The following is a 26,413-nucleotide window of genomic DNA, read 5'->3' on the forward strand; positions in this document are numbered from 1 at the left end:
AAGGTTGCCTGGTTGATCAGGCAGCTTCGACGGCCGAAGCCTGGGCGCCCTTCGGCCCCTGGGTGATGTCGAACTTCACGCGCTGACCTTCCTGCAGGCTGCGGAAGCCCTTGCTGGTGATCGCCGAAAAATGGACGAAAACGTCCGCCCCTCCGTCCTCAGGCGAGATGAAACCGAAACCCTTGGCGTCGTTGAACCATTTGACCGTACCAAAACTCATTGCGCGAACCTCTGGATCCATGAATGGGTGCGCCAGGCTTCGCGCTGAACCACCTACTTCCCCCGGTTCGCCGCCCTGGCTGGCGAAAAGTAGCAATATGTGAAGGCCGAGCGCAATACGAGAAATACCCGGGACACGCAAAGCCGGACGCCGTACTCAGCTTTTCGGCATATGAAGAGTGTCGAAACTCAGCCATGCTTCTGCCGTTCGCCCCCGGATCAAGTCCGGGGCAGGCTCTGAGCGTAGGCCGTAAGGCCGCACGCGGGGAGTGGCCATGGATGGCCACGGCTTTGAGGAGCGAGGAAGTCGAAGGGCACCAGCGAAGAAGCGCTTCGACTCCGCTCGCTGACGCGAGCTACGCTCAGCGCGAACGGGGGGGTTCACTTTACGGCTGAGTTTCGACACTAATCAGCTTTTCGGCATGGCGGCGAGGATGCGCGGCACCTCGGCGGTGGCTGCCGCCAGATGCGCGAAGATTTCTTCGATGCTGATTTCCGCCTCGTCGCCGCAACCGGCAGCGAAGTTCGCGACCAGCGCCAGACACGCGTAGTCGAGCATCAGCTCACGCGCCAGCGCGGCCTCGGGCATGCCGGTCATGCCGACCAGATCGCAGCCGTCGCGCTTCATGCGGGCGATCTCGGCCCGCGTTTCCAGCCGCGGCCCCTGCGTCGCGCCGTAGCAGCCGCCGCCGATCACCGCGATGTCCGCCGCACGCGCCGCCGCCAGCAGTTGCAGGCGCAGCGACTCGGTATACGGCTCGCTGAAGTCGATGTGCTTCACCTCGGCGCCGTCGACATCGCAGTAGCTGGTGTAGCGGCCGTGGGTGTAGTCGATGAGTTGATCCGGCACCACGATTACCCGCGGGCCCAGGTCGCCACGGATGCCGCCCACCGCATTGACGCCGATCACCCGGCGCGCGCCGAGACTGTGCAGCGCCCACAGGTTGGCGCGATAGTTGACCCGATGCGGCGGCAAGGTATGGCTCTCGCCGTGGCGAGCCAGAAACGCCAGGCGCTTGCCGGCGAAATCGCCGATCACCACGTCGCCCGAGGCTGTGCCGTAAGGCGTGTCCACGCTGTGACGCGACGCGTTCTCCAGGCCGGGCAAGTTGTACAAGCCGCTGCCGCCGATGACGGCCAGATCGATGTTCACGGGTCAGTCCTGCTCTTGATGGATCGCGAGTTCGGAGATCGCACGCTCAACCACGCAGAGCGGCGAGCCGGGTCGCATAGCTTTGCAGATGGCGGGCCAGTGCGTCACGGGTGCGCTCGTCGGCCAGGCGGCCGTCGACGATCTTGGTATGCGCCTGAAACACCAGCACCTCGCCTAGCGGCTCCGTCTGCGCACCGGCGCGGCGCAGGACCAGGCGCAACTGGTCTTGCGCGCGCACCGTGCCGGTGATGCCGGGGCTGGCACCGGCGATGCAGACGATCTTGCCGGCCAGCACCGCCGTGTGGCGGTCCCTGCCCGATCGCGAGGCCCAGTCGATGGCGTTCTTGAGCACGCCGGTGATGCCGCCGTTGTATTCAGGGCAGGCCAGGAACAAGCCATCGGCGTTATCGATCGCCTGTTTCAGGGCGGCGACGGGTTCGGGATCACCTTGATCCTCGACGTCCTGATCGAACAACGGCAAGTCATGCAGTCGATGGATGGCGATGGACATGCCGGCCGGCGCCAGTTCCTGCGCGGCATGCAACAAGGCGGTGTTGAAGGAGGCCGCGCGCAGGCTGCCGGAAATGCCGAGGATGTTCATGCACGATAGTCCTGTTCTGTTCGCACGATGGGGCGTCGCGGGAGGAGCTACCTCAGCGCATAGATACCGGGGAGATTGCGGCCCTGTTCGTAGTAGTCCATGCCATAGCCGAACACGTAGCGATCCGGCAGCTCGACGCCGTTGAAATCGGAAGCGATGCCTTCGACCAGACGGTCGTGCCGCTTGGTGCACAGGCTGACGATCAGCACCTTTTTCGCGCCGCGCACATAGCAGTCCTCGCGCACCGCCTTCAGCGTGTGGCCTTCGTCGAGGATGTCGTCGACCAGCAGCACCACGCGACCGGCCAGCGGCACGAGCGGTTCACGCAGCCAGTGCAGCTCGCTGCCGGAGGTGGCGCCGCGGTAGCGCGTGGCATGCACGTAGTCGAATTCCATATCGGTGCGGATAGACAGCGCCAGCTGGCCGGCGAAGATCAGCGCGCCGTTCATCACGGTGAGGAAGACCGCGCGTTCGCCATCCAGCGCGGCGTCGATGCGCCGGCCCATGTCGGCGATCACGGTGTCCAATTCGCCGCGCCCGTGCAGCAGATCCGACTGTGCCAGCGCATCGGCAAGCGAAGGTATGGGGGTATTCATGCGATTCCTTGAACGGCGTGCAAGGCCGTGATGCGCGCCACGAAACGGTCGCGCTGCGGATTATTCGTGAGGCTGTCCCAGCTCGCGCCCAGTGCGCCACGCAAGGCTGCCAGTCGTGCCGGCATCGGCGACGCCTCGCCTTGCATCGCGGCGATCGCCTCGTCCACGACCTCGGGGAAGCAGGCCAGCACCAGATCGCAACCGGCGCCCCGATGCGCCCGCACACGCTCGCCCACGCTGCCGGCGGCGCCGGCGGCAGCCATGCTGATGTCGTCGCTGATCACCGCGCCGGCGAAGCCCAGCTCGCCGCGCAGGATCTGTCCTATCCATACTCTCGAATAGCCGGCCGGCTGGCTGTCCACCGCCGGATAGGTCACGTGCGCCATCATCACCGCCTCGACCCGCGCCTCGATGCACTCGGCGAACGGCAGCAAGTCGTCGCGGCGGATCTCGTCCAGGCCGCGCGGATCGATCGCCTGCGCCTTGTGCGTATCGGTGGCGACCGACCCATGCCCCGGGAAATGCTTGAGCACCGCCGCCATGCCGCCCAGGTGCATGCCGCGCACGTAAGCCTGGGCCAACTCGGCGGTCACCGCCGGATCGGCGTGGAACGCGCGCAGGCCGATCGCCGCATTGCCGCGGGCCAGGTCGACCACCGGAGCGAAACTGAAATCGACGCCGCTGGCGCGCAGCTCGCTGGCCATCACCCAGGCGTGCTCTTCCGCCAGCCGCACCGCTTCGGTCGGGTCACGCGCGTAGACCGCGCCGATCGCCGCCAGCGGCGGCAGCCGGGTGAAGCCGTCGCGGAAGCGTTGCACCGGACCGCCTTCCTGATCGACCGCGATCAACAACTCCTCGCCGCCGGCTTCGCGGATCGCATCGCATAGCGCGATCAGCTGCTCGCGCGATTGATAATTGCGCGCAAACAACAGCACGCCGGCCACGCCCGGCGCGGTGAGCCAGCGCTTCTCATGTTCGGCCAGTTCCAGCGCGGCCACGCCGATCATTAGCATGCGGCATCCTCGGCAGCGCGCTCGGCCGGCGACCACTGCCGGTAGGGATGCGCGATCAGATTGACGTTGTAATAGCGCGTCAGCGTGCTCACCTCGCGGCCCAGCCATGCCGGCCGCGGAAACGGTGCATCGATCGCCGGCAATTCGATCTCGGCGACGATCAGCCCGTGGTTGTCGCCCTCGAACTCATCGACCTCGAACAGCATGCCGTCGACCCGCACATGATGGCGCACTTTCTCCAGCACGCCATCGCACAAGCTGTCCAGCAAGGTCCTGGCATCGGCCACCGGTATCGGGTACTCGAACTCGGCGCGCGCGATGCCCGGCGTGGCCGCCTTGATATTCAGCCACGCCTGTTCACCGGCGAGGCGGGCGCGCACCGAAGCGCGCGCATGGCCGTCGCGCAGCGCCTGTGCACCGACCAGGTAACCCTGCGCGATGGGCTCGCTGTGTTCCACGGCTGCACGCCAGGCGTCGCTGGCCAGCAGAAATTTTCGTTCGATCTCGATGGGCATGGAGGTCAGGAGTGAGTGGAGAGAAGTGAGGAGTGCGAGAGGGCAAAGGCAGGCGCGTCAGGCGCACCCTGCCCCGCCCGAATCGACATGGCGACGGCGAACAGTGGCACGCGTTGGCTTTCTCTCACTCCTCACTCCTCTCCACTCGTTCCTCGCTCTTCAGCGTTCGAACAGCGCGATCGACTCGACGTGCGCGGTATGCGGAAACATGTCCATCACGCCGGCCGACTTCAGCTTGAAGCCATGCTGGTTGACCAGGATGCCGGCATCGCGCGCCAGCGAAGCCGGATGGCAGGAGACGTAGACGATGCGGTGCGTCTGCTTGTGCGGCAGATACTCCAGCACCTTGTCGGCGCCGGCGCGTGGCGGATCGAGCAGCAGCTTGTCCCACGGCTGGCGCGCCCAGTCCGCGGCGCGCTGATCCTCGAACAGGTTCGCCACCTGGAAGCGTGCGTTGTCGATGCCGTTGCGCGCGGCGTTCTGCGCGGCGCGTTCGACCAGGCCGTGCTCGCCTTCCACGCCCACCACTTCGGCGACACGGCGCGCGATCGGCAAGGTGAAGTTGCCCAGACCGCAGAACAGGTCCAGCACGCGATCGGTCGGCTGCGGATCGAGCAGCTCCAGCGTGCGCGCCATCATGCGCTGGTTCATGTCGGCGTTGACCTGCACGAAGTCCAGCGGATGGAACTCCAGTTCGACGTCGGCGACGGCCGCGTCGCCACTGGCGATGCGGAACGCCAGCCGCGGGTTCTCGGGCCACAGCGGATGCACGCTGCTGTTGCCGCCCGGCTGCAGATAGATCGCCAGCCCGTGCTGCTGGCCGAACGCGGTCAGCGCCGCCAGATCGCGCTCGCTCAGCGGCTGCATGTGGCGGAACACCAGCGCCATCAGCTCGTCGCCGGCGGCGAACTCGATCTGCGGGATGGTGTCGACCGCGTCCATCCCGCTGAGCAGGTCGGCGAGCAGGCCGACCTTGGGACCCAGCGCCGGATGCATCACCTCGCACTGCTGGATCTCGGCGACGAAGCGCGGGTTCTGCTCTTCGCGGAAACCGACCAGCACGCGGCCCTTCTTCATCACGTTGCGCACCGACAGACGACCTTTGCGCCGATAACCCCACGGCTCGCCGGTCAGTGGCGGCAGCCACAGCTGCGGGCTGACCTTGCCGATGCGTTCGAAGTTTTCCGACAACACGCGCTGCTTGGCCGCGATCTGCGATTCGGCATCCAGATGCTGCAGCGAGCAGCCGCTGCAATGCGCGAAATGCCGGCAGCGCGGTTCGACCCGATGCGGCGACGGCACGATCACTTCGACCACGTCGGCCTCGTCGAAATGGCGATGGCGTTTGCGCAGGCGGGCCATGACTTGTTCGCCCAGCAGCCCGCCACTGACGAATACCGTCTTGCCGTCGATGCGGGCCACGCCGCGGCCGTCATGGCTGAGGTCGGTGATGTGGGCTTCGAACGGAGTCGACGGAACGGAGTTGGATCGGGACATGAGGCTCGGATGGATAAGGCCGCTAGGGCTGGCCGCCGATTATCCCAGATCGGCCCGGATGACGCCTGGCGTCATCCGGGGCCTGCATGGAGCCCCTTTTTGTAGGAGCCCGCGTGCGGGCGATGCTTTTGGTGAATACGCGAAGAGCATCGCCCGCACGCGGGCTCCTACACAGGAGCAGCGCGCGACCGCGCGCTTATTTCTTCTGCCAGGCCCCGGCGGCGTTCTGGTAGTACCAGCCGGCGCGCGCCTTATCGATCCAGGTCTTGGCGAAGGTGGCGCGGATCTGCGGTGCCCACTCGGGGTGGTTGTTGGCGTTGGCGATCTCGCCGTACAGCGCGGTGCGGTCGCGGTTTTCGTCGGCCACCGTGGCACTGGCCTGCGCGCGCTGGCTCAACGGCACCTTGGCGGCATCGCGCATGGCGACCATGCCGTCGTTGGTGAAACCGACCGCGCCGCTGTCCAGCAGATCGCCCAGCGGGCCCTGGAAGCGGTCGTGCATGCGTCCGCGAATCGCCTCGGTGGCAGGGGTCTGGATACGGATGTTCGGCGTGTCGGCGGCGTAAGCGGCCGGAATCAGCAAGTCAAGCAGCATCGCCGAGGGGGGCTGGGCATCGCTCTTCGCCGCCGGCTTCTGCTCTTTCGGCGCCGGTGTGGTGGCGGGACTAGCCGACTCCAGCACGTTGCCGATGAACTGATCGGCGGCTTTCTGCGCCGCCGCCTCGGGGAAATACACGTTGATGGTGACGCAGCCGACCAACGCCACGGCCAGCGAGGTCAGGATGACGTAGACGAGCTTGCGCATGACAGACTCCAGCGGTTTGGAATACGGAAAGAACAGACGACCCGTCGATCAGCGGATTTGCGGGGCAGAGCCATTGATGGCTTCGCGCAACCGTCGCACCAGCGTCGGCCAGTCGACCTGAGTCTGATGGCCGATCACTTGCAACCGCGGCAAGCCGCTGCCTTCGACGATAGTGTAGCCGTCGCCGGTGGTCTGCAGACCGCTCATCTGGCAGACCGTGCCCTGCAACGTGCAATTGAGGCCGATCTGTTTGTAGCCGAAGGTCTTGAACAGTTTCAGCATGGCGCCTTGCAAGCCGGCGGCGATGCCTCCGCCGCCGACGGCGGTGAGGTTGTTCACCGCGCGCTGGCTGATCCGTCCACCGCTGCCGGCGAGCAAGCTCGCCTTGAACGCAGCCGGACTCCAGTCGACCAGCCGCAGGTCGTCGATCGAGCCGTCCATCCGTCCGGTGATGCCGCCGAAATCGAACACGCTGGTGATCGCCGCCAGATCCAGCTGCTTCATGGCGATGTCGCCATTCAATACCGGGTTGGGCCCGAACGGCTGCTGCAGCGAAAGCCGGGTGACGTCGACGAAGCCGCCGAACAGGCTGGCCGACAGCCCGCCCTGCAATTCGAAGCGGTCATCGACCCAGCGCAGCGAGGGAATGGCGCCGCCCAGCGTGCCGGGAAATGCCGGCCAGCCCATCGCCTGGCTGAACGCTGTCATGTCCACGCCGGTCAGCACCGCCGATGTCGACAATCGCTGCCCTTTCGCCGCCGCCGGACGCCAATCCAGATCGCCGATGCGCAGGCGTCCCTTCAACACCGGTACCTCGAGCGGTTGCTGCAGGCTGAGCGTGCCGGCATGACTGCGCCACTGCGACTGCGCGGCCCCGTTGAGCACCCGATAGAACTGCACGCTGCGCCAGGCCAGCGTGGTCGCCGGCCGTTCGCCCTGACTCGCCCAGTCCAGTCCACCGCGCAAGTTGTCGATCGCCAGCCGCCCATCGGCGTCAGCCAGATTCAGCCCATCGGTCGTGAACGCGAAGCCATGCGGACCATCCGCGCGCAGATCCACGCTGCCGCCGAGCTGACCGACGATATGCATGTCGCGCAGGCCCAATGTGGCCAGCCAGGCTTGGCCGTAGCGCTGGTAGGCTGCGGGGAAACTTGCGTGCAGGCGATCAAGCTTGAGCATTTTCAGCTCGCCTTTCGCACCGAATGCCAGCGCGCCGTCGAGCTGCAGCGCATCGGCATCATTCACCCGCAACCGGCTCAATTCGATCGCGCCGTTCTGCGCATCGGCGTGCAGGCCAAGCTGCACCGGATGATCCGGCAACTTGGCGTAAAGCGGGCCCAGCAGCAACTCGCCGCCATGCAGGCTGGCATCCAGATCGATCCGGGCCGGCCCACCGGTGCTATCGAGGCTGAACCGGCCCGTGCCGTTCAGCCCCTGCCCGGCCAAGGTCCCGGTCGGGGTGTCGAAGCCCGCGCCATTGAGCGTGAATTGGCCGGAGGATTGCAGTCCGGTATCGCGCAGATCCAGCGCCAGTTCGGCATCCACCCGGCCGCTGGTAGGACGGCCTGACCACACCGTGCTCAGCAGTCCCTGCAGCCATCCCGCGGGAAGATCGTTCAAGTGGATCTGCGCGTGCGTGGTTTGATCCAGCGGCAATGCGGCGCTCGCGTGCGTCTTGCCCTGCAGGATATCGATCAGCAAGGTATTGGCCGACGTGCTGAGCTGGACGTTCACATGGGCATCGCTCAGCGCCCCGCCCGGAGCGCCGGCCACACGTGCCGTGCCGTCGAGAGTCCAGAGCAGGTGTTGGTCCCGTTTCAGGTTGCCATCGAGGTTCAGGCCCAGCCGCCGCCAGCCCATCGCCGGCACGTCCGCCTGGCCGGCACGCAATTGCAGCTGAAGTCCGCCGGCAGTGTCCTCACCGAGCCTGACGGTCACCGTCTGCAAATGCACGCCAGGCAAGGTGATCGACTTCGCCGTCAGCAGCACGTCCGCCCGTGCGGGCAGCATCCAGCCCAGCCCCAACAGGAGGCAGCAACACAGCAAAAGATGGCTTGATGTCGGACGCATGTCGCGCCATTCTGCCAAATTAAGCTGAACGACATGGATTTCGTCATGACCAGCCATCCCGCCAGGCCCGATTTCGCCCCTACCGATGCCACCGGTCCACGCGTACTGGTGGCCGACGACGACCCCGGCAGCTGCCGTTTCCTGTGCGACGGGCTGCGTTCGCTGGGTGCCCGGGTGGAAACCTGCACGGATGGACGGGCGGCATGGGAACGCGCCCGCACCGAGGCGTTCGACCTGTTGTTGCTGGACTGCCGCATGCCCGGCGCCGGCGCCTTGTGGATTCTCGGCTCGCTGCGGGGCGACGCGCAGGCACGGTCGACCGACGGCGTGGCGGTGGCCACCACCGCCGAGCTGGACCCGGGCGACCGTCAGTCGCTGCTTGCGGCCGGCTTCAGCGAGATTCTGATCAAGCCCTGCAAACTGGCCGATCTGCAACGCGTGCTGGCGCTGGTGCAGCCCGAGCAGGCTGATGCCTCTGTACTCGATAACCATGCCGCGCTGACCGCCACCGGCGACGCCACCACCATGCAGGCGCTGCGGCTGCTGTTGCGCGAAGAGCTGGCCCTGCTCCATCAGGAACTGGACTCGCTGAGCCAGAACCATGCCGGCTTCAGCGAACGACTGCACCGGCTGCGCTCATCCTGCGGCTTCTGCGGCGCTACCGCGCTGTCATCGCAAACCATCCTGCTGCAGCAACAGCTGACGCAACACGGCGCAACCCCGGCTGCACTGGCAAGATTCCGCAAGGCGCTGCTGGAGACGCTGCAGGCGCTCGATCACTGAGGATGCTCTGATCAACCTCTATTTTCGTCATTCCCGCGAAAGCGGGAACCCAGTGTCTTTCATCATGTAACACGTGGATACACAAAGGCACTGGATCCCGGATATCGCTTCGCGATTCCGGGATGACGAGCAAAATCAGACGTTCCCTAACGGTTCGTCGGTTGCCGCGAAACCGCCATCGCCAGCACGCGCCAGGCACGCAATTCGCCGCCGCCCAGATGAAATCGAATGACGTCGCGCATCATGTCGCGCAGCGCTTTCAAGCCGATGTTGTCGGGCATCTCGTCCTGCTCCAGCGCCAGCAGGTCGCTGCCGCGCAGGGCGTGCGCGCTGCCGGGAGCACAACGCACGGCACCTTGCTCGACCATATAACGATAGGACGCCTCGGGCAGCAGGGCTTCGCCGGTGGCCGAGTCGTATTGCAGCTGCAGGCCGTAACCGATCGCCTCCAGCAGGTCGCGCTCGAACCGGCGCAGGCTCCACGCCAGCGATTCGCCGGCGGCCAGCCGCGCCAGCGTCTGCGCATAAGCGTCGAACAGCAGCGGGAACGGGTCCTGCCGCTCGGTCAGGCGAACCACCAGTTCGTTGAGATACAGCCCGGCCAGACCGGCGTCGCCGGACAGGCGCACGGGGGCTCCCACCACCTCGACCGCAGTCAGCGTGGCCATCTCGCCACGCAACAGCAGATCCATCGCCAGCGGATGGAACGGTTCCAGCTGGGCGCGGCGCAGGCGCGCGCGTTCGCCACGCACGCCCCGGGCCACCACCCCGAGCCGGCCATGTTCGCGGGTCAGGCATTCCAGCAACAGCGACGTCTCGCGGTAAGGCCGCGCGTGCAGGACGTAGGCGGGTTGCTGTTCAAGGCGCATGGGGAACCGACAGTGACGAATCGGAACAACCCGGCATGGCCGTGGCGATTCCCGACTCCATGGGGCTTAATCCGTATAGCCGAATTTCTTCAACATGTTCTCGTCGTCGACCCAGCCCTCGCGCACCTTCACCCAGAGCTTGAGGAACACCTTGCGCTCGAACATGCGCTCCATGTGGCGCCGGGCGCTGGTACCGATGGCCTTGAGCTGGGCGCCGCCGTTACCGATCACGATCGCCTTCTGGCCGTCGCGCTCGACCCAGATGATGGCGTGGATTTCGGCAATGCCGTCGGGACGGTCGTTGAACTGCTCGATCTCCACCGTGGTCGCGTACGGCAGCTCCTGATCGAGCCGCAGCATCAGCTGCTCGCGCACCATTTCGGCGGCGAGGAAGCGCTCGCTGCGATCGGTGACTTCGTCCTCGCCGTACACCGGTGGCTGCACCGGCAGGCGCTTCAGGATGGCCTGTTCCAGCTCCTTCAGGCCTTGCTCCTTGAGCGCGCTGACGTAATGAATTTCGTCGTAGCTGTGTTTCGCCACCAGATCGGCCACGAACGGCAGCATCACCGTCTTGTCCTTGTTCAGATCGACCTTGTTGATCACCAGCAAGCGCGGCGACGATTGTTCGACCAGCGCGGCGTACAGCGCCTCGTCCTCGTCGGTGAAACGGCCGGCCTCGATCACCTGTACCACCAGGTCGACATCATTGATCGCCGAACGCGCGGCGCGGTTGAGGCTGCGGTTCATCGCCCGCTTGGCGCCACGGTGCAGGCCGGGCGTGTCGACATACATGATCTGGCCGGCTTCGGTGGTGTTGATGCCGAGGATGCGATGGCGCGTGGTCTGCGGCCGCGGGCTGATGATCGACAGGCGATATCCGATCAGCGCATTGAGCAGCGTGGACTTGCCCACGTTGGGACGGCCGGCCAAGGCGACCGTGCCGCAGCGGAAATTCTCATGCGGCAAGGTGCCGGCGGCTGGATCCAGTTCGTGGTTCATGACGTGATGTGCTCGACAAGTCGGATGGCAAGTGTAGTGCTTCGCCGGAAGCGGCATGCTGCCGACGAGCGCGCATGCCGCGGCGGACGGCGGCGCAAGGCCCGCGCCGGCTGGCGCATGGATGAAGATGAACGCGTCAGGATCCGAGGCAGGGATCCGGTTCAGGGTTTGCGCGGCTGCTCCAGCAACCGGTTCAGCACGATCTCGGCCGCGTCCTGCTCGGCGGCGCGGCGGCTGCTGCCGCGAGCCTCGGCCGCCAGCGGCAACGGCTCGTCGATCGCGCAGCTGACATCGAATGTCTTGGCATGATCATCGCCATGAGTGGCGGTCAGCTCGTATTGCGGCAGCGGCCAGCCACCTGCCTGCAGATGCTCCTGCAGCCGTGTCTTGGCATCCTTGGAGGATCGCCGCAACGCCGCGATACGCTCGCCGAACAGCGCGCGCACGACATCGCGGCAGGCGTCGAAACCGCCATCCAGATACACCGCGGCGACCAGCGCCTCGAACGCGTCGGCCAGGATCGAATCGCGCCGGAAACCGCCGGTCTTCAACTCGCCGGGACCGAGTTTCAACTCGTCGCCCAGCTCGAGTTCGCGGGCGATCACCGCCAGTGCCTGGCCGTTGACCAACTGCGCGCGCAGCCGCGACAGTTCACCTTCGTTGGACTTGGGGTGAACTTCGAACAGCAACTCGGCGATGATGGCGCCCAGCAGCGCGTCGCCGAGAAATTCCAGACGCTCGTTGTTCGGTTTGCCGATGCTGCGGTGGGTGAGCGCCAGCAACGCCAGCGCCGGATCGCGAAAACGATAATTGAGCTTCAAAAGTTACTGACTCACATTGCCCTGCAACGGCACGCTCTTGTTGAAGTGCAGCAGGAAGTCGATGTTGTACATGAACGGAATCTCCTTGTCGTAGGAGACCTGCAGCTGGCTGGCACCACCGGCATCGCGCTTGATGGTGATGTCGGCGGGCTTGATGGTGGCGTCGTCGACGTACTGGAAGCCCATCTTGAACATCAGGCCACGGCGGATATCGTCCAGCGTCTTGCCGTTGGTGCCCTCGCTGGCGACCTGGTTCATCGCCTTGACCACACCCATGTATTCGGAATACGACGGCACCAACTTCATCGCCATGTAGCCGAGAAAGGCCACGATGGCCATGATGATCAGAAACCCGATCAGGGTGACGCCCGACTGCTTCGATTTCATAGTCCCCTCGCTATGCCGCATGGTGCGGCGTGCCCGTTGTCTGTGCCGATCGCCCGCTCGATCCGCCTGTCGTGCCGATTATGCCGTGGATTCTCGCACTGTTAGCAGCCCGGCGTACGGGACGTTTCGACCCCGTCACGCTTTGGACCATCGACAGCTCAATGGATCACCGTGCCCATCCGCGAGAAATCCACGCCACCGGTACCCCAACCCTTCCAGCTCATCCAGATCAGGAATGCCTTGCCGGCCAGGTTCTGTTCGGGCATGCAGCCCCACCAGCGGCTGTCGAGGCTGTCGTTGCGGTTGTCGCCCATCACCAGGTAGCAACCCGCCGGCACCTTCGAGGGCACCCGGTCGTTCGGAATCGAGTTGGGCGTGGTGTAGGCCGGCATCTGCGCCGTGGTGTGGTTGACCACGCTGCCGTCCTCACGATGGAGGTGCTCGTTCCAGACCGTGGCCCCCATGTTCAGCATGATCTCGTCCACGCTGCGCTGCGGATTGCCCTGATACGGGCCGACTTCGTCCGCTTTCACGGGCTCGCCGTTGATCAGCAGGTCGGCGCCATGCACCTCGATGCGGTCTCCGGGCAGGCCGATTACCCGCTTGATCCAGTTCTGCTGCTGTACCGGCGCATGCGGATCGTTGCAGCTCATGTCGCCGCTGCGCACCAGCGCGCCGCCGTCATGGCACAGATAGCCGGGAAAGCGGAATACCACCACGTCGCCGCGCTTGGGTTCGCCGAGATCGACGAACTTGTTGTTGAACGCCGGCAGGCGAAGGCCATAGGCAAACTTGTTGACCAGGATGAAATCGCCCACGTCCAGCGTCGGCATCATCGAACCGGAGGGAATCCGAAAGGGTTCGGCTACGAACGAGCGCAGCAGCAACACCACCAGCACCACCGGGAACAGCGAACGGGCCCAGTCCACCGGCATCGGATCGCGATACTCGGCACGCGCTGCGTCGAGGCGCGCCTTGCGCTTCTTGTACAGGAACAGGCGATCCAGACCCCATACCACGCCGAACAGCACGGTGAGGCCAAGCAGAATCGCCGAAAAATCAAATTCCATGCCTTAACTCCAGGTTGCCAGGCAGATCATCGCTGATCATGCCTATTCAGATCGGGCTTATTTATCCACTCTCAGTACGGCGAGGAAGGCTTCCTGCGGAATCTCCACCCGGCCGACCTGCTTCATGCGTTTCTTGCCTTCTTTCTGCTTTTCCAGCAACTTCTTTTTGCGGCTGACGTCGCCGCCGTAGCATTTGGCCAGCACATTCTTGCGCAGCGCTTTCACGGTGGAACGCGCGACGATCTGCGCGCCGATCGCGGCCTGGATCGCCACGTCGAACTGCTGGCGCGGGATCAGATCCTTCATGCGGTCGACCAGCTCGCGACCCCGCCGTTCGGCATGCGTGCGATGCATGATCAGGCTGAGCGCATCGACGCGCTCGCCGTTGATCAGCACGTCGGTACGCACGAACGGACCCGCCTCGAAACGATCGAAGTGGTAGTCCATCGAGGCATAACCGCGCGAGACGGATTTGAGCCGGTCGAAGAAATCCATCACCACTTCGGCCAGCGGCATCTCATAGCTGATCTGCACCTGGGTCGCCAGATACTGGATCGAACGCTGCACGCCGCGCTTCTCCTCGCACAAGGTGATCACGTTGCCGATGTAATCCGGCGGCGTGAGGATATTGGCGACGATGATCGGTTCGCGGATTTCCTGCACCAGGCTGGAATTCGTCGGCAGCTTGGCCGGGTTGTCCAGCATCAGGATCGAGCCGTCGGTCTTGAGCACCTCGTACACCACGGTGGGTGCGGTGGTGATCAGGTTCAGATCGTATTCGCGCTCCAGCCGCTCCTGCACGATCTCCATGTGCAGCATGCCGAGGAAGCCGCAGCGGAAGCCGAAGCCCATCGCTTCGGAGGACTCCGGCTCGAAGAACAGTGCGGCATCGTTCAGACGCAGCTTGTCCAGCGCCTCGCGCATCGCCGGATAGTCGTCCGAGGACACCGGGAACAGCCCCGCGAACACGCGCGGCTGCATGGTCTGGAAACCGGGCAACGCCTTGTCGGCGGGCTTGCCGGCGTGGGTCAACGTATCGCCGACCGGCGCGCCGTGCACATCCTTGATCGAGGCGTTGATCCAGCCCACCTCGCCGGCGCCGAGCTTGTCCAGCTTCTTGCGCTTGGGCGTGAATACGCCGACGTCGCCGACTTCGTGGGTCCGTCCGGTGGACATCACCAGCAACTTGTCGCCCGGCTTGATCTCGCCCTGCATGATGCGCACCAGCGACACCACGCCAAGATAATTGTCGAACCAGGAGTCGATGATCAGCGCCTGCAGCCGGTCGGTATCACGCGGCTTCGGCGGCGGAATGCGGGCGACGATCGCCTCCAGCACCTCGACCACGTTCTGGCCGGTCTTGGCACTGATCGCCACCGCGTCGGTGGCATCGACGCCGATCACCGCCTCGATCTCGAGTTTCACTTTCTCGACATCGGCGGTCGGCAGGTCGATCTTATTGATCACCGGCACCACTTCCAGCCCCTGCTCCACCGCGGTATAGCAGTTCGCTACCGACTGCGCCTCGACGCCTTGCGCCGCGTCCACCACCAGCAGTGCACCTTCGCAGGCGGCCAGCGAGCGGCTGACTTCATAGGAAAAGTCGACATGCCCGGGGGTGTCGATGAAGTTGAGCTGATAGGTCTTGCCGTTGCGCGCGGTATACGGCAGCGACACCGACTGCGCCTTGATGGTGATGCCGCGCTCGCGCTCGATCGGATTGGTATCCAGCACCTGCGCTTCCATCTCGCGATCGGCCAGGCCGCCACAAAGCTGGATGATGCGATCGGCCAGCGTGGACTTGCCGTGATCGATATGGGCAATGATGGAGAAGTTGCGGATCAATTCCATGGAGCGCTGGCGGCCTGTCGGGCTTGGGTTTCACTGCCGCGCACCATGCGCAGCAACACATCACCTGAGAATGATGCTAACCCGGCATTATCGCATGGAACCCGCCCCGCCCCGCCACCGCACCGCGCGGATGCGGCAGGCTAGCCATCCAACGGACGCGGATGGCTACCCTGCCGCTCGTTGCGACAGCGGTCGATTACTTGTTGTCCGGTATCGTCAGGCCGATAAAGCTGCTCTGGTCGCCACGACGCACCAGCAACAGCACCGTGCTGCCTGGCTTCACTTCCTTGGTCGCCGCCTGGAACTCGGCGACACCGCCGACCTTCTGCTGGTTGACCATCAGAATCACGTCGCCAGCCTGCAAACCCGCCTGCGCCGCCACCGGGCCGGTGATGTCGCCAATCACCACGCCCTGCTCCGACTTCAGTCCCAGCTGCTTGCGGGTGTCGTTGTCCAACGGCTGCACGGTCAAGCCCAATGCCGTCGAACCGCTTCGGCCCGATGGCGGCATGACGCCCTTGTTGTTCACCGCATTCTGATCGCGCGACGCCTCATTGACGGTGACCTCGAGCGTCTGCTTCTTGCCGTTGCGCAAGATATCCATGGGAACCTTGCTGCCCGGCTTGGTCATGCCGACCAGCGGAGGCAGGTCCGCAGCCTGCTGCAACGGCTGACCGTTATAGGACAAGATGATGTCGCCAGCCTGGATGCCGGCCTTGGCCGCACCGCTGCCCGGGGTGACGTCGACCACCGCAGCTCCCGCGCCGTTGTCGAGCTTGAACGCCTTGACGATATCGTCGCTGACCGGCTGCATCGTCACGCCGAGTTGGCCGCGCGACACGTAGCCCTTGCTCTTGATCTGCTGCACCGCATTCATCGCCACGTCGATCGGGATCGAGAACGACACGCCCATGTAATCGCCGGTGTTGGAATATATCTGCGAATTGACGCCGACTACGCGGCCCTGCAGATCGAACAGCGGACCGCCGGAATTGCCGCGATTGATCGGCACATCGGTCTGGATGAACGAGGTATACGGCTGGTCCTGCTGGCCGAGGTTGCGCCCCACCGCGCTGACGATGCCCTGCGTCACGGTGTAGTCGAAACCGAATGGCGAGCCGATCGCCAACACCCACTGGCCCGGCTTCAGGCTGCGCGAATCGCCAAGGCTCACCGCCGGCAGGCTGCCGCCGGCATCGACTTTGAGCACGGCGATGTCATAGGTGGGATCGGTGCCGATCACCTTGGCGGTCAGCGTGCGCCTATCTTGCAGGCGCACGGTAACCACGTCCGCATGATCGACCACATGGTTGTTGGTAAGGATGTAGCCGTCGCTGGAGATGATGAAGCCCGAGCCCAGCGAGGTGCGCTTCTGCTCCTGCGGCGACGGCATCATCGGCATGCCGAAGAAACGCCGGAACATCTCGGCTTGCGGATCGTCCGGCATGCCCTGCCCGGGCATCGAATCGCCGCCGGTACTGCGGTTCGCACCTTGTTTTTCGCCGCTGTACTTGGCCTCGACATGCACTACCGCGGGTGCATTTTTCTGCACGATGCCGGTGAAATCCGGCAACGTTGCCGCAGCCGGCGTCTGCGCCTGCACCGCGTTGACGCTGGCAAGACCCAGCAGTGCGCAGCACGTCAGCGTGCGCATGATGGAATGTTTCATGACTCCTCCTTGGTTGACTTCAATCGGGAAGACTTCGGGCTGATTGCTTCAGGCTGATTGCCTCAGTCTGGTTGGATGACTTCAACGGCTGCGCGCCGCGGCGGATCCGGGCGCGCGCCTACCGCCCGCTGGTGCGGGTGGAGGGGCGGCGAAACCATTGGGGGTGAGCGAGTGCGGGCAATCACACGCGAACTCGCTTGTTGCCTACTGCGCGACAGCCTGGCCCTGGCGCGAGGTGCCCGGTGCAGCCTGTTGTCCAGCCTGCTGCTCGGGGTCGAGCAACAGAAGATAGCTACCGTCCTTGTTGTCGAGCGTGCGGTAGCGCGGCATCGACGGATAGGTCGACAGACGACGCGCATATGCCGGCTGGTTCTGACCGAAAGGCGCACCCAGCGTGGCCGAAGCCTGCTGGCTGAGCAGTCCGGCAGAATTGCCGCTCAGCCATGGCGGCACGGCGGCAGGAGCGGTCGGCATGCTGATCGGCCGCGCGGCGGCGACTGTGTTGGTCTGCCGTGTGGTCGATGCGGTCAGGCGCTCGGCATCGCCGGTAGGCTGACCGATCATCAGGGCGGCGGCGGCCACACTGGCGGCAATCGCGCCACCGGTCGACCAGCGCAGCCAATGGCTGCGCCTGGATATCGCCGCAACCGGCGCCGACTCCTGCTCGATCGCCCACATCACCCGCGCCGCAAACCCGGCCGAAGCCATGGGTGGCAACTGCCGGCGCAGACTGTCACGGGCGATATGGTATCGAGCCCAGCTCCGCTGCAGCGACGGATCGTGATCGAGCCGACGCAGCAAGAAGCGCAGCTGCTCCTTCGACAACTCACCATCGATACCGGCGGAAAGGCTTTCCGAGGCATCTGGATTCAAGTCTTCTGGATTCATGCCTGCCTGATTCATGTCTGATCCTCAGCGGTCCGACAACAGGGGCCGCAGCTTTTCGTCGATCGCTTCACGTGCCCGGAAGATGCGCGAACGCACCGTACCGATCGGGCAACCCATCGCTTCGGCGATTTCATCGTAGCTGAGGCCGTCCACTTCACGTAGCGTAATGGCTGTCCGCAGCTCTTCGGGCAAGGCTTGGACAGTGGAAAATACAGATTGTTCAATTTCCTGGCGCATCATCTCGCGCTCGGGTGTGGCGCTGTCGTGCATGCGCTCGGCACCGGCCATGAACTCGGCGTCGTCGGCATCGATGTCGCCTGCCGGCGGACGCCGGCCCATTGCCACCAAGTGGTTCTTGGCGGTGTTCACCGCAATCTTGTACAGCCAGGTATAGAAAGCGCTGTCACCGCGAAACGAGCCGATCGCCCGCCACGCGCGGATGAACGATTCCTGTGCGATGTCCTCGCACTCGGCATGGCTTCTTACATAGCGCGACACCAGCCCGATCACCTTGTGCTGGTATTTGCGCACCAGCAGGTCGAAGGCCCGCTTGTCTCCTTGCTGGACACGCTCGACCAGCGCGCGATCCAGTTCGTTTTCGCCCATCCGGGCCGTATCCGTCGTCAATGCCGTCATCCGCTGCGGAGCTTGTTTTGAACTGAACGCGGCGCTCAGACCACAGTCGGGCGCCCGAGTTCAGCATGCGTGGGTATCGCCTCCACCATAACGCACCGCCTGTTGGCTGGTTGTCATGTGCGACCAGGCTCATCCCCCGGGCCCATCACGGACCCACATCCGCTGTTATGGGGACTCCGATCTCCGGCTCAAGCCGGCTCGGCCACGCGTCCTTCCAGCAGGCGCTGCCGCTCGGCCAGCAACTTGTCGAAGCTGATCGGCTGCAGCGGCCGGCAGAACAAGTAACCCTGCAGCTCATCGCAGCCATGGGTACGCAGGAACTCCATGTGCTGCTCGATCTCCACGCCTTCGGCCACCACGGCGCGCTTCAACCGATGGGCCATTTCGATGGTGGCGCGCACGATCGCTTCGTCGTCGGGGTCGACACCGATATTGCGTACGAAGCTCTGGTCGATCTTGATCCGGTCGGCCGGCAGGCGGCGCAGGTAATCCAGCGAGGCCGCACCGGTGCCGAAATCGTCGATCGCGATGTGGCAGCCCAACTTGTGCAGCGCGTGCAGGTTCTCCACCAGATTGGGGGCAGCCTTGATGCTGATGCTTTCGGTGACCTCCATCTCCAGCAAGGTGGGATCCAGGCCGGTTTCGCGCAGCACCTTGGCGACGGTATCCAGCAGTTGCGGTTCCATCAGCTGTACCGCGGACAGGTTCACGCCCAGACGCAGCCGCAATCCGTAGCGCTGCTCCCATTCCTTCGCCTGGCGGCAGGCGGTACGCATCACCCATTCGCCGATCGACACGATCAGCCCGGTTTCCTCCGCCAGCGGAATGAACACCGCCGGGCTGATCATGCCAAGCTCGGGATGCTCCCAGCGTATCAATGCCTCCATCCCGACGATGTCTTCGGTCTCGGTGTTGACCTGGGGCTGGTAGACCACGCGCAGTTCACCGTTACCCTCGGCATGGCGCAGGCGGCTTTTCAACGCCATGCCATGTTCCCGCGCGTATTCCGGGCTGACTTCGTAGATCTGGAAATTGTTGCGGCCGAGATGCTTGGCCGCATACATTGCCTCGTCGGCATGCTTGAGCAGAGTCTGCGCATCGCCGGCATCGTCGGGGAAGAAGCTCAAACCCATCGATGCAGTCACCTGCAGTTCGGTGCCGTCCTCGAGATAAAGCGGCGTCTCCATCACCTGCACGATCTTCTCGGCCACGCGCAACACGTCGTCGTTCTTCACGATATGCCGCAGCACGATGGTGAATTCGTCGCCGGCATAGCGGGCCACGGTGTCCGAGGCGCGTATGCTGCCGCACAGGCGCTCGGTGACTGTCCGCAGCACCTGATCGCCGGCAGCGTGGCCGTAGGTGTCGTTGACTGCCTTGAAGCGGTCGAGATCGACGAACAACACGGCGAAGCACTCGCCGTTGCGGATCGCCTCGCGGATGATCGTTTCCAGCCGGTCGTTGAACAACAGCCGGTTCGGCAAACCGGTCAATGCGTCGACCAGACCCTCGGCACGGCCCTGCTCGCGCGTGCGCCCCAGCTCCAGCACTTGCGCGAAACGGGCCGCAGCACAACGCAACACCGGCTCGATGATGCCCATCTCGCCGAAGCCCTTGCGGCTTCCCGCCAGCATCGCACCGAGCACGGTATGGCGCTCGTCGTACAGCGGCAGACCGGCAAAGCCGGCCAGGTCGAGATGCTGCAGCAAGGGGTCGACCGGCGCCAGCCGTTTCGCATCGGACCGATACAGAATCGGCTTGCCGCCCAGCACCAATTGCAGGGAGCTTTGCAGTTGGGCTGGCGGCCATACCGGGTCGTCGCCGCTCCACAATTGCAGCGTCTGGGTCGGCGCATCGGCGCCGTCCTGACGCGCCGACCAGACGGCGAGATAATCCAGCCCCAGTTCGTCGAACAACAGACGTCCGGCGGCAATCTGCGCATCGACGCCACTGGTCGAGGCAAACATCCGCGACAGCAGCGACAAGGCGGCTTCGGCGCGCAGGTCGGCGCGATCGCTGCGGAACATCAGCGCCAGCGCATCGCGCCCGGCATGCCGTATGCGCCGCACACTGGCCTGGCCGGTATCGGCTCCCTGTGCCGACCTGCGCTGACAGGGATGCCAGCTGCGGTCAGCCTCGGCCAGCACCTGCGCGATGGGAATGCCCTCGAAGCGCAGCACGCCGGTCAATGGCAGGCCTTCCCACTGACTGGCGTGCAGACGGCTATGCCGGGCCAGCGTCGGGCTGACCTCGAGCAGGCGATGGGTTTGCGCATCGGCAATCAGCCACTCGCTGTCGCCTTCTTCAAAGACATAGCGGTAATCCTCGGGTGCCCCATCGGCTGCCGCAGCGGCCGTCTGGCGCAGGCCCGGATCGCCACTTTGCGAGCGGCGCCAGCGTGCCACCAGTTCGGTGTCGATCCGTGTGGCAGAAAGCCAGTCCGCGATCCCTGCCGGCAGATCGGCCGGGCTGAGCGAGGCCTCCTCTGCGAGTACGGCAATCAGGGGCGTATCCGCCCCGCCCGGCAGGCGCCGCAATTGCTCGCAGCTGTTGCGAGCCTGCCGTTCGTCGCCGGCCAGCACCATCACCATCAGTTGCAACGGCGGTACCGGCGGCCGCCCCTCCAGCAGGATCGCCGCATGAGCCACATCACGTGCGCTGTAGATCTGCGGGTAACCCGCGTGATCGAGCGCATCGAACAGACTGCGACGCAACTCGCGCTGTGCAGCGACTACCAGAATGCCGGAGTTCATGCGCGGGTATGCCTCAAAAGTATCCGGCCTCAAAAGTATCCGGTCTCAAACCAGCCAACGGCCGTCGCGCAGGCGAAGACGCCGCGGCAGGCTGTCTTCACTGCTCAGGTGTACCGCCGCGTCCCCCAAATGTTCGGCCAGTGCCGCCGGCGCATCGATCAATACGACGCGGCGCAGGTATTCCTTCGGTGCACGAGCCAGCTGGCGCAGCAACGTGGCATCCATCGCCGACAGCGGCAACTCCAGCCCCAGCAGGAAATAAACGCCGAAGTGCATGCTCTGCCGCATGTAGCGCAAGGCATTGCCCAACCGTTGGCAGTCCGGTACCCGTACATGGGCGTCGCGCAGGCTGCTCAGGCCGGTATCGGGCTGCCACAGATATACCGCCTGCCCGGTATGCCGGGCGATCGCACGGACCTGGTCGATCAAGGCGTGGACGTCCTTGCTGTCCAGCACAACCAGACCACTGGGAGCCGCCAGAATCCGCCCGAAAATCTCGGTGCCGGCTTGTGGTGGAACGGAGGCCATTGCGGAAGTCATTGCGTCCCCGTCCCGTAGCGTCAGCAGTGCCATGATGAATCGTCAGGCCAGCAATGGAACGTGTGACTTGTCGGGCATGGCCCGGCCGTTGCACGCTGCCCATTGAACCACGATGTGTCGCCGTTCAGCATGTGCGGCTCTTGCCGCAACCCCATGCCCCGCCCAGTCGGCCTTGGCAGGCCACCCGGCGGTTACCGGATTTCACACCGGCGCCACAGCGTGGTCAAGCGAGCCCGTCACAACTCGCAATCAAGACCGCAGAAAGGTATGGTTCAGACCTCCTCCACCATGCCTTTATCCCCATGTTCGAAGGATTGCGCTTCAACCACTGGAAGACCGGCGAAGGCGACGACGGCGTTGTCACACTGACGCTGGACCGCGCCAACAGCAGCGTCAATGCGATCTCGCGTGCGGTACTGGATGAGCTGGAGCAGATCGTCGAGCGGCTGGCGATCGAAAAGCCGGCCGGCGTCATCATCCATTCGGCCAAGCCATCGGGGTTTGCGGTGGGTGCCGACATCAAGGCATTCGTCGAATACGCCAGACACGATACCGTGCTGGAGAACATCGAGCACGGCCAGCGCGTCTATGAATCGCTGGCGCGGCTGTCCTGCCCCACGGTAGCCGCCGTCCATGGCGCCTGCATGGGCGGCGGCACCGAGCTGATCCTGGCCTGTCGCCAGCGCATCGCCGCTGACGACGACAAGACCCGGATCGGGCTGCCCGAGGTGATGCTCGGCATTCATCCCGGCTGGGGCGGTACCGCCCGCCTGCCTCGTCTGATCGGCGCGACCGAAGCACTGCCGCTGATGCTGACCGGCAAATCGCTGTCGGCCAAGCGCGCGCTGGCGTTGGGTGTAATCGATCGTATGGCGCGCCCCGAGGAACTGCTGGTCGAGGCACGCTTGTTGCTCCGCCACCCGCAACCCCGCCCCTTCGCCCGGCGCGCCGTGGCGTGGCTCAGCAATACCTGGCTGGCACGGCAGATCCTCGCGCCGATGGTGTTCAAGCAGACCGCCGCGAAAGTACGCAAGGAGCATTACCCCGCACCGTTCGCGATGATCGACGTGTGGAAGCGTGGCGGCTCGGACATCCGGCAGCGGCTGAAGATCGAAGCACGCTCGGTGGCTAAGCTGGCGAAAACACCGACCGCGCAGAACCTGATACGCATCTTCTTTCTGCAGGAGCGGCTGAAGGGTCAGGCTGGCGATACGGATCCCGGCATCAAGCACGTGCATGTCGTCGGTGCCGGGGTGATGGGCGGCGACATTGCCGCCTGGGCCGCGTTCAAGGGCTTCGACGTGACCTTGCAGGACCGCGAGATGAAATACATCCAGCCCGCGCTGGATCGCGCCCGTCAGTTGTACGAGAAGAAGCTGCATACGCCCGAGAAAGTCGAGGCCACCGTCCGCCGTCTGCGCGCCGACGTCGACGGCAGCGGCATCGCTTCGGCCGATCTGGCGATCGAGGCGATCTACGAAAATGCCGCGGCCAAACGTGAGCTGTATGGAAAGATCGAGCCGCAGTTCCGAGCGGACGAGATCCTCGCCACCAACACGTCCAGCATTCCGCTGGATCAGCTGCGCGAGGGCCTCGATGCACCGCAGCGCTTCCTCGGCCTGCATTTCTTCAATCCGGTAGCGCAGATGCCGCTGGTCGAAGTGGTACGCCATGACCGGCTCGACCCGGCCATCGAGAAACGCGCACTGGCCTTCTGCAAGGCGATCGGCAAACTGCCGGTGGCGGTCAAGGGCACGCCGGGCTTCCTGGTCAACCGCATCCTGATGCCGTATCTGCTCGAGGCGATACGCCTGTACAGCGAGGGCGTGCCGGGCGCGGTGCTGGACCGCGAAGCGAGGAAATTCGGCATGCCGATGGGCCCGATCGAACTTGCCGACACCGTAGGGCTGGACGTCTGCGTATCGGTTGGCAAGGGGCTCGCGCCGTTCCTCGGACTGGAAGTGCCGCTGGGCCTGGACGACAAAATCGAAGCCGGCAAGCGCGGCAAGAAAGACGGCCAGGGCCTGTATGTCTGGCAGGACGGCAAACCGGAGAAACCCGAAGTCGACAAGGACTACACGATGCCGCCGGACTTGCAGGAACGCATGATCCTGCCGATGGTCAACGAGGCCGTCGCCTGCCTTGCCGATCGCGTGGTCGACGATGCCGACCTGCTCGATGCCGGCGTGATCTTCGGCACCGGCTTCGCGCCGTTCCGCGGTGGCCCGATCCAGTACGCGCGCAGCGAAGGCGTCGACAAGCTCAAAGCCAGGCTGGAACAGTTGGCCCAGCGTTACGGCAAGCGCTTCAGCCCGAAAAACGGCTGGGATAACCCGGCATTGGCACCTGACAGCGAGCCATGAGTGCGTGGGAGTGAGAAGCGAGTGAGAGCGGACATATAGCCCACTCGTTTCTCACTCCTCTCCACTCACTCCTCGCCCCATCACCACATCAGATCGTCAGGCACGCCGTCGTCACCCACCCCACCCGCGTTCGGATCGACCAGCAGCGCCACCAGATGCGCATCGATGGCCTGCACCCGTTCGGCGATCTCGCGACTGATCAGCAGATAACGACCGCCCTGCTGCACCACACCCAGCTCGCCGGCATTGAGCGCCGCCAGTTGCGCCGCATCGACATGCACCCGACGGATCTTGCCGCCGTATTCGAAATTGCGTGCCTGGTCGGCGTCGGCCTTGTTCAATGCCTTGCCGTCGAGCAATTGTTGAATCTGCAATTTGCGCTCGCGCCGCAGCCTGGCCTGTTCGGCGGCTTCCTGCTCTACCCGCTTGCGTTCGTTCGCTTCGGTCTGCGCGCGTATCGCATACGCCTTGGCCAGATCGATTTCTTCCCGGCTCTGGGCCGACGGCCGTGCCGGGCGTGACTGCGCATACGGCTTGCCACCTTTGCGTGCAGGCTTGCTGGACGGCGGCGGCGGGCGCTTCGGTTCGCGCATCCGGTCTTGTTGAACCCGGTCCTGTTGAACTTGTTTCACGATGCCGCTCTTGAGCAGTTGATCGCGCAGGGAATCGGCCATGCTGATGTTCCGTGATCGGTATGAGTATCAGTAGTGCGGCGGCGGCGGCTCGTTGTGCGGATCATCCGCCGGCCCCGTGCGCATCGACGAGAGTTCACCGCGCAGGTCGCGCAACGCCCGCTCCAGCGCGGCAATGCGTTGCGATTGGTCGGCATCCGCCGCCGTCAACGCCTGCACCGCGTCGTCGATGAAGGTCAGCTTGACCTCCATCTCGTTGAGTCGCTGTTCGATCGTCTCGTCGCGACCATTCATCGACGCATCTGCAGGCTGCGGCCACGACCGATACCGTAGTAGGCCAGGCCTGCCTCCTCTACCGTGGCCGGCTCATACAGATTGCGTCCGTCGAAGATGGCCGGCTCGGCCAGTGCGGCGCGGATACTCGCAAAATCCGGACTGCGAAACGCCTTCCATTCGGTGACCACAGCCAGTACGTCGGCACCTTGCAGAGCGTCGTTGGCGTGCTCGCACAGCACCAGGTCATCGCGATCGCCGTACAGTCGATGGGTCTCTTCGCGCGCTTCCGGATCGAACGCGCGCACTTTCGCGCCGGCATTCCACAATGCCTCCATCAACTGTCGGCTGGAGGCTTCGCGCATGTCGTCGGTATTCGGCTTGAACGCCAAACCCCACAACGCGATCGTCTTGCCCGCCAGTTCGCCGTTGAAGTGGTGCGAGATCAATTCGAACAGCTTGGTCTTCTGCTGCCGGTTGACCGCCTCGACCGCACCGAGCAGGCGCGCTTCGTAGCCGTAACTGTGAGCCGTGCGCTCCAGTGCCTGCACATCCTTGGGGAAACACGAACCGCCGTAGCCGGCACCGGGGTAAATGAAGTGGTAGCCGATCCGCGGATCCGAGCCGATGCCCTGACGTACCAGCTCCACATCGGCACCGACCCGTTCGGCGATGTTCGCGATCTCGTTCATGAAACTGATCTTGGTCGCCAGCATCGCATTGGCGGCGTACTTGGTCAGCTCGGCGGAGCGCTCGTCCATCACCACCATGCGATCGTGGTTGCGATTGAACGGCGCATACAGCTTGCGCAATACCGCTACCGCGCGCGCACTGGAGGCGCCCACGATGATGCGGTCCGGCCGCAGGCAATCGTCCACCGCCGCGCCTTCCTTCAGGAATTCCGGGTTGGACACGACGTCGAACTCGACGGTCGCATGGCGTGCAGCCAGCTCCGCGGCAACCGCTTCACGCACGCGATCGGCAGTACCGACCGGCACGGTCGACTTGTTCACCACCACGGCATAACGATCCAGATGCCGGCCAATGGCCCTAGCCACCGCCAGCACGTACTGCAGGTCCGCGCTGCCATCCTCGTCCGGCGGCGTACCGACAGCGATGAAGATCAGCTCGCCATGCGCAATCGCCGGCGCGGCATCGGTGGTGAAATCCAGTCGGCCACTGGCATGGTTGCGCCGGACGATCGCCTCCAGACCGGGCTCGAAGATCGGAATCTCTCCGCGCCTCAGGCGTTCGACCTTGGCCGTATCGATATCGACGCAAACCACGTGATTGCCCATTTCGGCCAGGCAGGCACCGGTGACCAACCCGACATAGCCGGTACCGAAAATCGTGACCCTCATCATCGTCGTGGCGACTCCATCGAAAACCAGCCGTCTATTCTAACCGTGT

General features: G+C 64.6%; 25 protein-coding genes. 2 read left to right on the forward strand and 23 right to left on the reverse strand.

Features of this window, described 5'->3' with window-relative positions:
- Positions 1–16: 16 nt before the first annotated feature.
- The 9 genes from BUA26_RS00095 to BUA26_RS00135 form a co-directional block, all read right to left on the reverse strand.
- Complete coding sequence (locus BUA26_RS00095; protein WP_072756936.1) at positions 17–220, reverse strand: cold-shock protein; 204 nt, start codon at positions 218–220, stop codon at positions 17–19.
- A gap of 408 nt (positions 221–628) precedes the next feature.
- Positions 629–1,372: an S-methyl-5'-thioinosine phosphorylase gene (locus BUA26_RS00100; RefSeq protein ID WP_072756937.1), complete on the reverse strand. Its 744-nt coding sequence runs from the start codon at positions 1,370–1,372 to the stop codon at positions 629–631.
- A gap of 46 nt (positions 1,373–1,418) precedes the next feature.
- The gene (locus BUA26_RS00105) at positions 1,419–1,973 is read right to left on the reverse strand and encodes an NADPH-dependent FMN reductase (RefSeq protein WP_072756938.1); all 555 of its coding nucleotides are present in this window, start codon (positions 1,971–1,973) and stop codon (positions 1,419–1,421) included.
- Positions 1,974–2,020: 47 nt separating this feature from the next.
- On the reverse strand, positions 2,021–2,569 hold the full coding sequence (locus BUA26_RS00110) for a hypoxanthine-guanine phosphoribosyltransferase (RefSeq protein WP_072756939.1): 549 nt from the start codon (positions 2,567–2,569) through the stop codon (positions 2,021–2,023).
- Positions 2,566–3,582 (reverse strand): beta-N-acetylhexosaminidase, encoded by a 1,017-nt coding sequence (gene nagZ / locus BUA26_RS00115; protein ID WP_072756940.1) that lies wholly within the window; start codon positions 3,580–3,582, stop codon positions 2,566–2,568. Before nagZ ends, BUA26_RS00110 begins: the two co-directional genes overlap by 4 nt.
- Entirely contained in the window at positions 3,576–4,097 is a 522-nt protein-coding gene (locus BUA26_RS00120) for a CYTH domain-containing protein (protein WP_072756941.1), read from the reverse strand. Before BUA26_RS00120 ends, nagZ begins: the two co-directional genes overlap by 7 nt.
- A 159-nt stretch (positions 4,098–4,256) precedes the next feature.
- Positions 4,257–5,594: a 23S rRNA (uracil(1939)-C(5))-methyltransferase RlmD gene (gene rlmD / locus BUA26_RS00125; protein WP_072756942.1), complete on the reverse strand. Its 1,338-nt coding sequence runs from the start codon at positions 5,592–5,594 to the stop codon at positions 4,257–4,259.
- A 196-nt stretch (positions 5,595–5,790) separates the two neighbouring features.
- Positions 5,791–6,399: a YdbL family probable chaperone protein gene (locus tag BUA26_RS00130; protein ID WP_072756943.1), complete on the reverse strand. Its 609-nt coding sequence runs from the start codon at positions 6,397–6,399 to the stop codon at positions 5,791–5,793.
- Between the two features lie 48 nt (positions 6,400–6,447).
- A complete protein-coding gene (locus BUA26_RS00135) occupies positions 6,448–8,469 on the reverse strand; it encodes a translocation/assembly module TamB domain-containing protein (protein WP_072759865.1) in 2,022 nt (673 codons plus the stop codon).
- Positions 8,470–8,514: 45 nt separating this feature from the next.
- On the opposite strand from BUA26_RS00135, the gene BUA26_RS00140 reads away from it, so the two are divergent.
- Positions 8,515–9,252: a response regulator gene (locus BUA26_RS00140; RefSeq protein ID WP_255368096.1), complete on the forward strand. Its 738-nt coding sequence runs from the start codon at positions 8,515–8,517 to the stop codon at positions 9,250–9,252.
- 146 nt (positions 9,253–9,398) lie between these two features.
- Here BUA26_RS00140 and recO read toward each other — a convergent pair whose 3' ends face one another.
- The 11 genes from recO to BUA26_RS00195 form a co-directional block, all read right to left on the reverse strand.
- Positions 9,399–10,121, reverse strand: coding sequence for a DNA repair protein RecO (gene recO, locus BUA26_RS00145; RefSeq protein ID WP_072756945.1), 723 nt, complete (start codon positions 10,119–10,121; stop codon positions 9,399–9,401).
- 66 nt (positions 10,122–10,187) lie between these two features.
- Positions 10,188–11,120: a GTPase Era gene (era, locus tag BUA26_RS00150; protein ID WP_072756946.1), complete on the reverse strand. Its 933-nt coding sequence runs from the start codon at positions 11,118–11,120 to the stop codon at positions 10,188–10,190.
- Between the two features lie 161 nt (positions 11,121–11,281).
- On the reverse strand, positions 11,282–11,941 hold the full coding sequence (gene rnc / locus BUA26_RS00155; RefSeq protein WP_072756947.1) for a ribonuclease III: 660 nt from the start codon (positions 11,939–11,941) through the stop codon (positions 11,282–11,284).
- A gap of 3 nt (positions 11,942–11,944) precedes the next feature.
- Positions 11,945–12,328: a DUF4845 domain-containing protein gene (locus tag BUA26_RS00160; RefSeq protein WP_072756948.1), complete on the reverse strand. Its 384-nt coding sequence runs from the start codon at positions 12,326–12,328 to the stop codon at positions 11,945–11,947.
- A 158-nt stretch (positions 12,329–12,486) separates the two neighbouring features.
- Positions 12,487–13,398 carry a signal peptidase I gene (lepB, locus tag BUA26_RS00165; protein ID WP_072756949.1) on the reverse strand — a complete coding sequence of 304 codons (912 nt, stop codon included), beginning with the start codon at positions 13,396–13,398 and terminating at the stop codon, positions 12,487–12,489.
- A gap of 57 nt (positions 13,399–13,455) precedes the next feature.
- Complete coding sequence (gene lepA / locus BUA26_RS00170) at positions 13,456–15,249, reverse strand: translation elongation factor 4 (protein ID WP_072756950.1); 1,794 nt, start codon at positions 15,247–15,249, stop codon at positions 13,456–13,458.
- Positions 15,250–15,445: 196 nt separating this feature from the next.
- Positions 15,446–16,918 carry a DegQ family serine endoprotease gene (locus BUA26_RS00175; protein ID WP_072756951.1) on the reverse strand — a complete coding sequence of 491 codons (1,473 nt, stop codon included), beginning with the start codon at positions 16,916–16,918 and terminating at the stop codon, positions 15,446–15,448.
- Positions 16,919–17,122: 204 nt separating this feature from the next.
- Positions 17,123–17,806 carry a sigma-E factor negative regulatory protein gene (locus tag BUA26_RS00180; RefSeq protein ID WP_255368097.1) on the reverse strand — a complete coding sequence of 228 codons (684 nt, stop codon included), beginning with the start codon at positions 17,804–17,806 and terminating at the stop codon, positions 17,123–17,125.
- A 24-nt stretch (positions 17,807–17,830) separates the two neighbouring features.
- The gene (gene rpoE, locus BUA26_RS00185) at positions 17,831–18,412 is read right to left on the reverse strand and encodes an RNA polymerase sigma factor RpoE (protein ID WP_178368504.1); all 582 of its coding nucleotides are present in this window, start codon (positions 18,410–18,412) and stop codon (positions 17,831–17,833) included.
- Between the two features lie 218 nt (positions 18,413–18,630).
- Positions 18,631–21,195 carry a putative bifunctional diguanylate cyclase/phosphodiesterase gene (locus BUA26_RS00190; protein ID WP_072756953.1) on the reverse strand — a complete coding sequence of 855 codons (2,565 nt, stop codon included), beginning with the start codon at positions 21,193–21,195 and terminating at the stop codon, positions 18,631–18,633.
- Between the two features lie 45 nt (positions 21,196–21,240).
- Positions 21,241–21,735, reverse strand: a complete 495-nt coding sequence (locus tag BUA26_RS00195) for a hypothetical protein (protein ID WP_072756954.1) — start codon at positions 21,733–21,735, stop codon at positions 21,241–21,243.
- A 302-nt stretch (positions 21,736–22,037) separates the two neighbouring features.
- Here BUA26_RS00195 and BUA26_RS00200 point away from each other — a divergent pair, with 302 nt between their 5' ends.
- Positions 22,038–24,098, forward strand: a complete 2,061-nt coding sequence (locus BUA26_RS00200; protein WP_072756955.1) for a 3-hydroxyacyl-CoA dehydrogenase NAD-binding domain-containing protein — start codon at positions 22,038–22,040, stop codon at positions 24,096–24,098.
- An 80-nt stretch (positions 24,099–24,178) separates the two neighbouring features.
- Here the strand turns inward: BUA26_RS00200 and BUA26_RS00205 are convergent, their stop codons facing one another.
- Genes BUA26_RS00205 through BUA26_RS00215 form a run of 3 tightly spaced genes read right to left on the reverse strand, consistent with a single transcriptional unit; the run spans position 24,179 to position 26,364 of the window.
- The gene (locus BUA26_RS00205; protein ID WP_072756956.1) at positions 24,179–24,772 is read right to left on the reverse strand and encodes a DUF2058 domain-containing protein; all 594 of its coding nucleotides are present in this window, start codon (positions 24,770–24,772) and stop codon (positions 24,179–24,181) included.
- A 27-nt stretch (positions 24,773–24,799) separates the two neighbouring features.
- Positions 24,800–25,024, reverse strand: a complete 225-nt coding sequence (locus BUA26_RS00210; RefSeq protein ID WP_072756957.1) for a SlyX family protein — start codon at positions 25,022–25,024, stop codon at positions 24,800–24,802.
- Entirely contained in the window at positions 25,021–26,364 is a 1,344-nt protein-coding gene (locus BUA26_RS00215; RefSeq protein ID WP_072759869.1) for a UDP-glucose dehydrogenase family protein, read from the reverse strand. Before BUA26_RS00215 ends, BUA26_RS00210 begins: the two co-directional genes overlap by 4 nt.
- Positions 26,365–26,413: the final 49 nt, after the last annotated feature.

Source organism: Rhodanobacter sp. OK091 (assembly GCF_900142825.1).
GTDB lineage: Bacteria > Pseudomonadota > Gammaproteobacteria > Xanthomonadales > Rhodanobacteraceae > Rhodanobacter.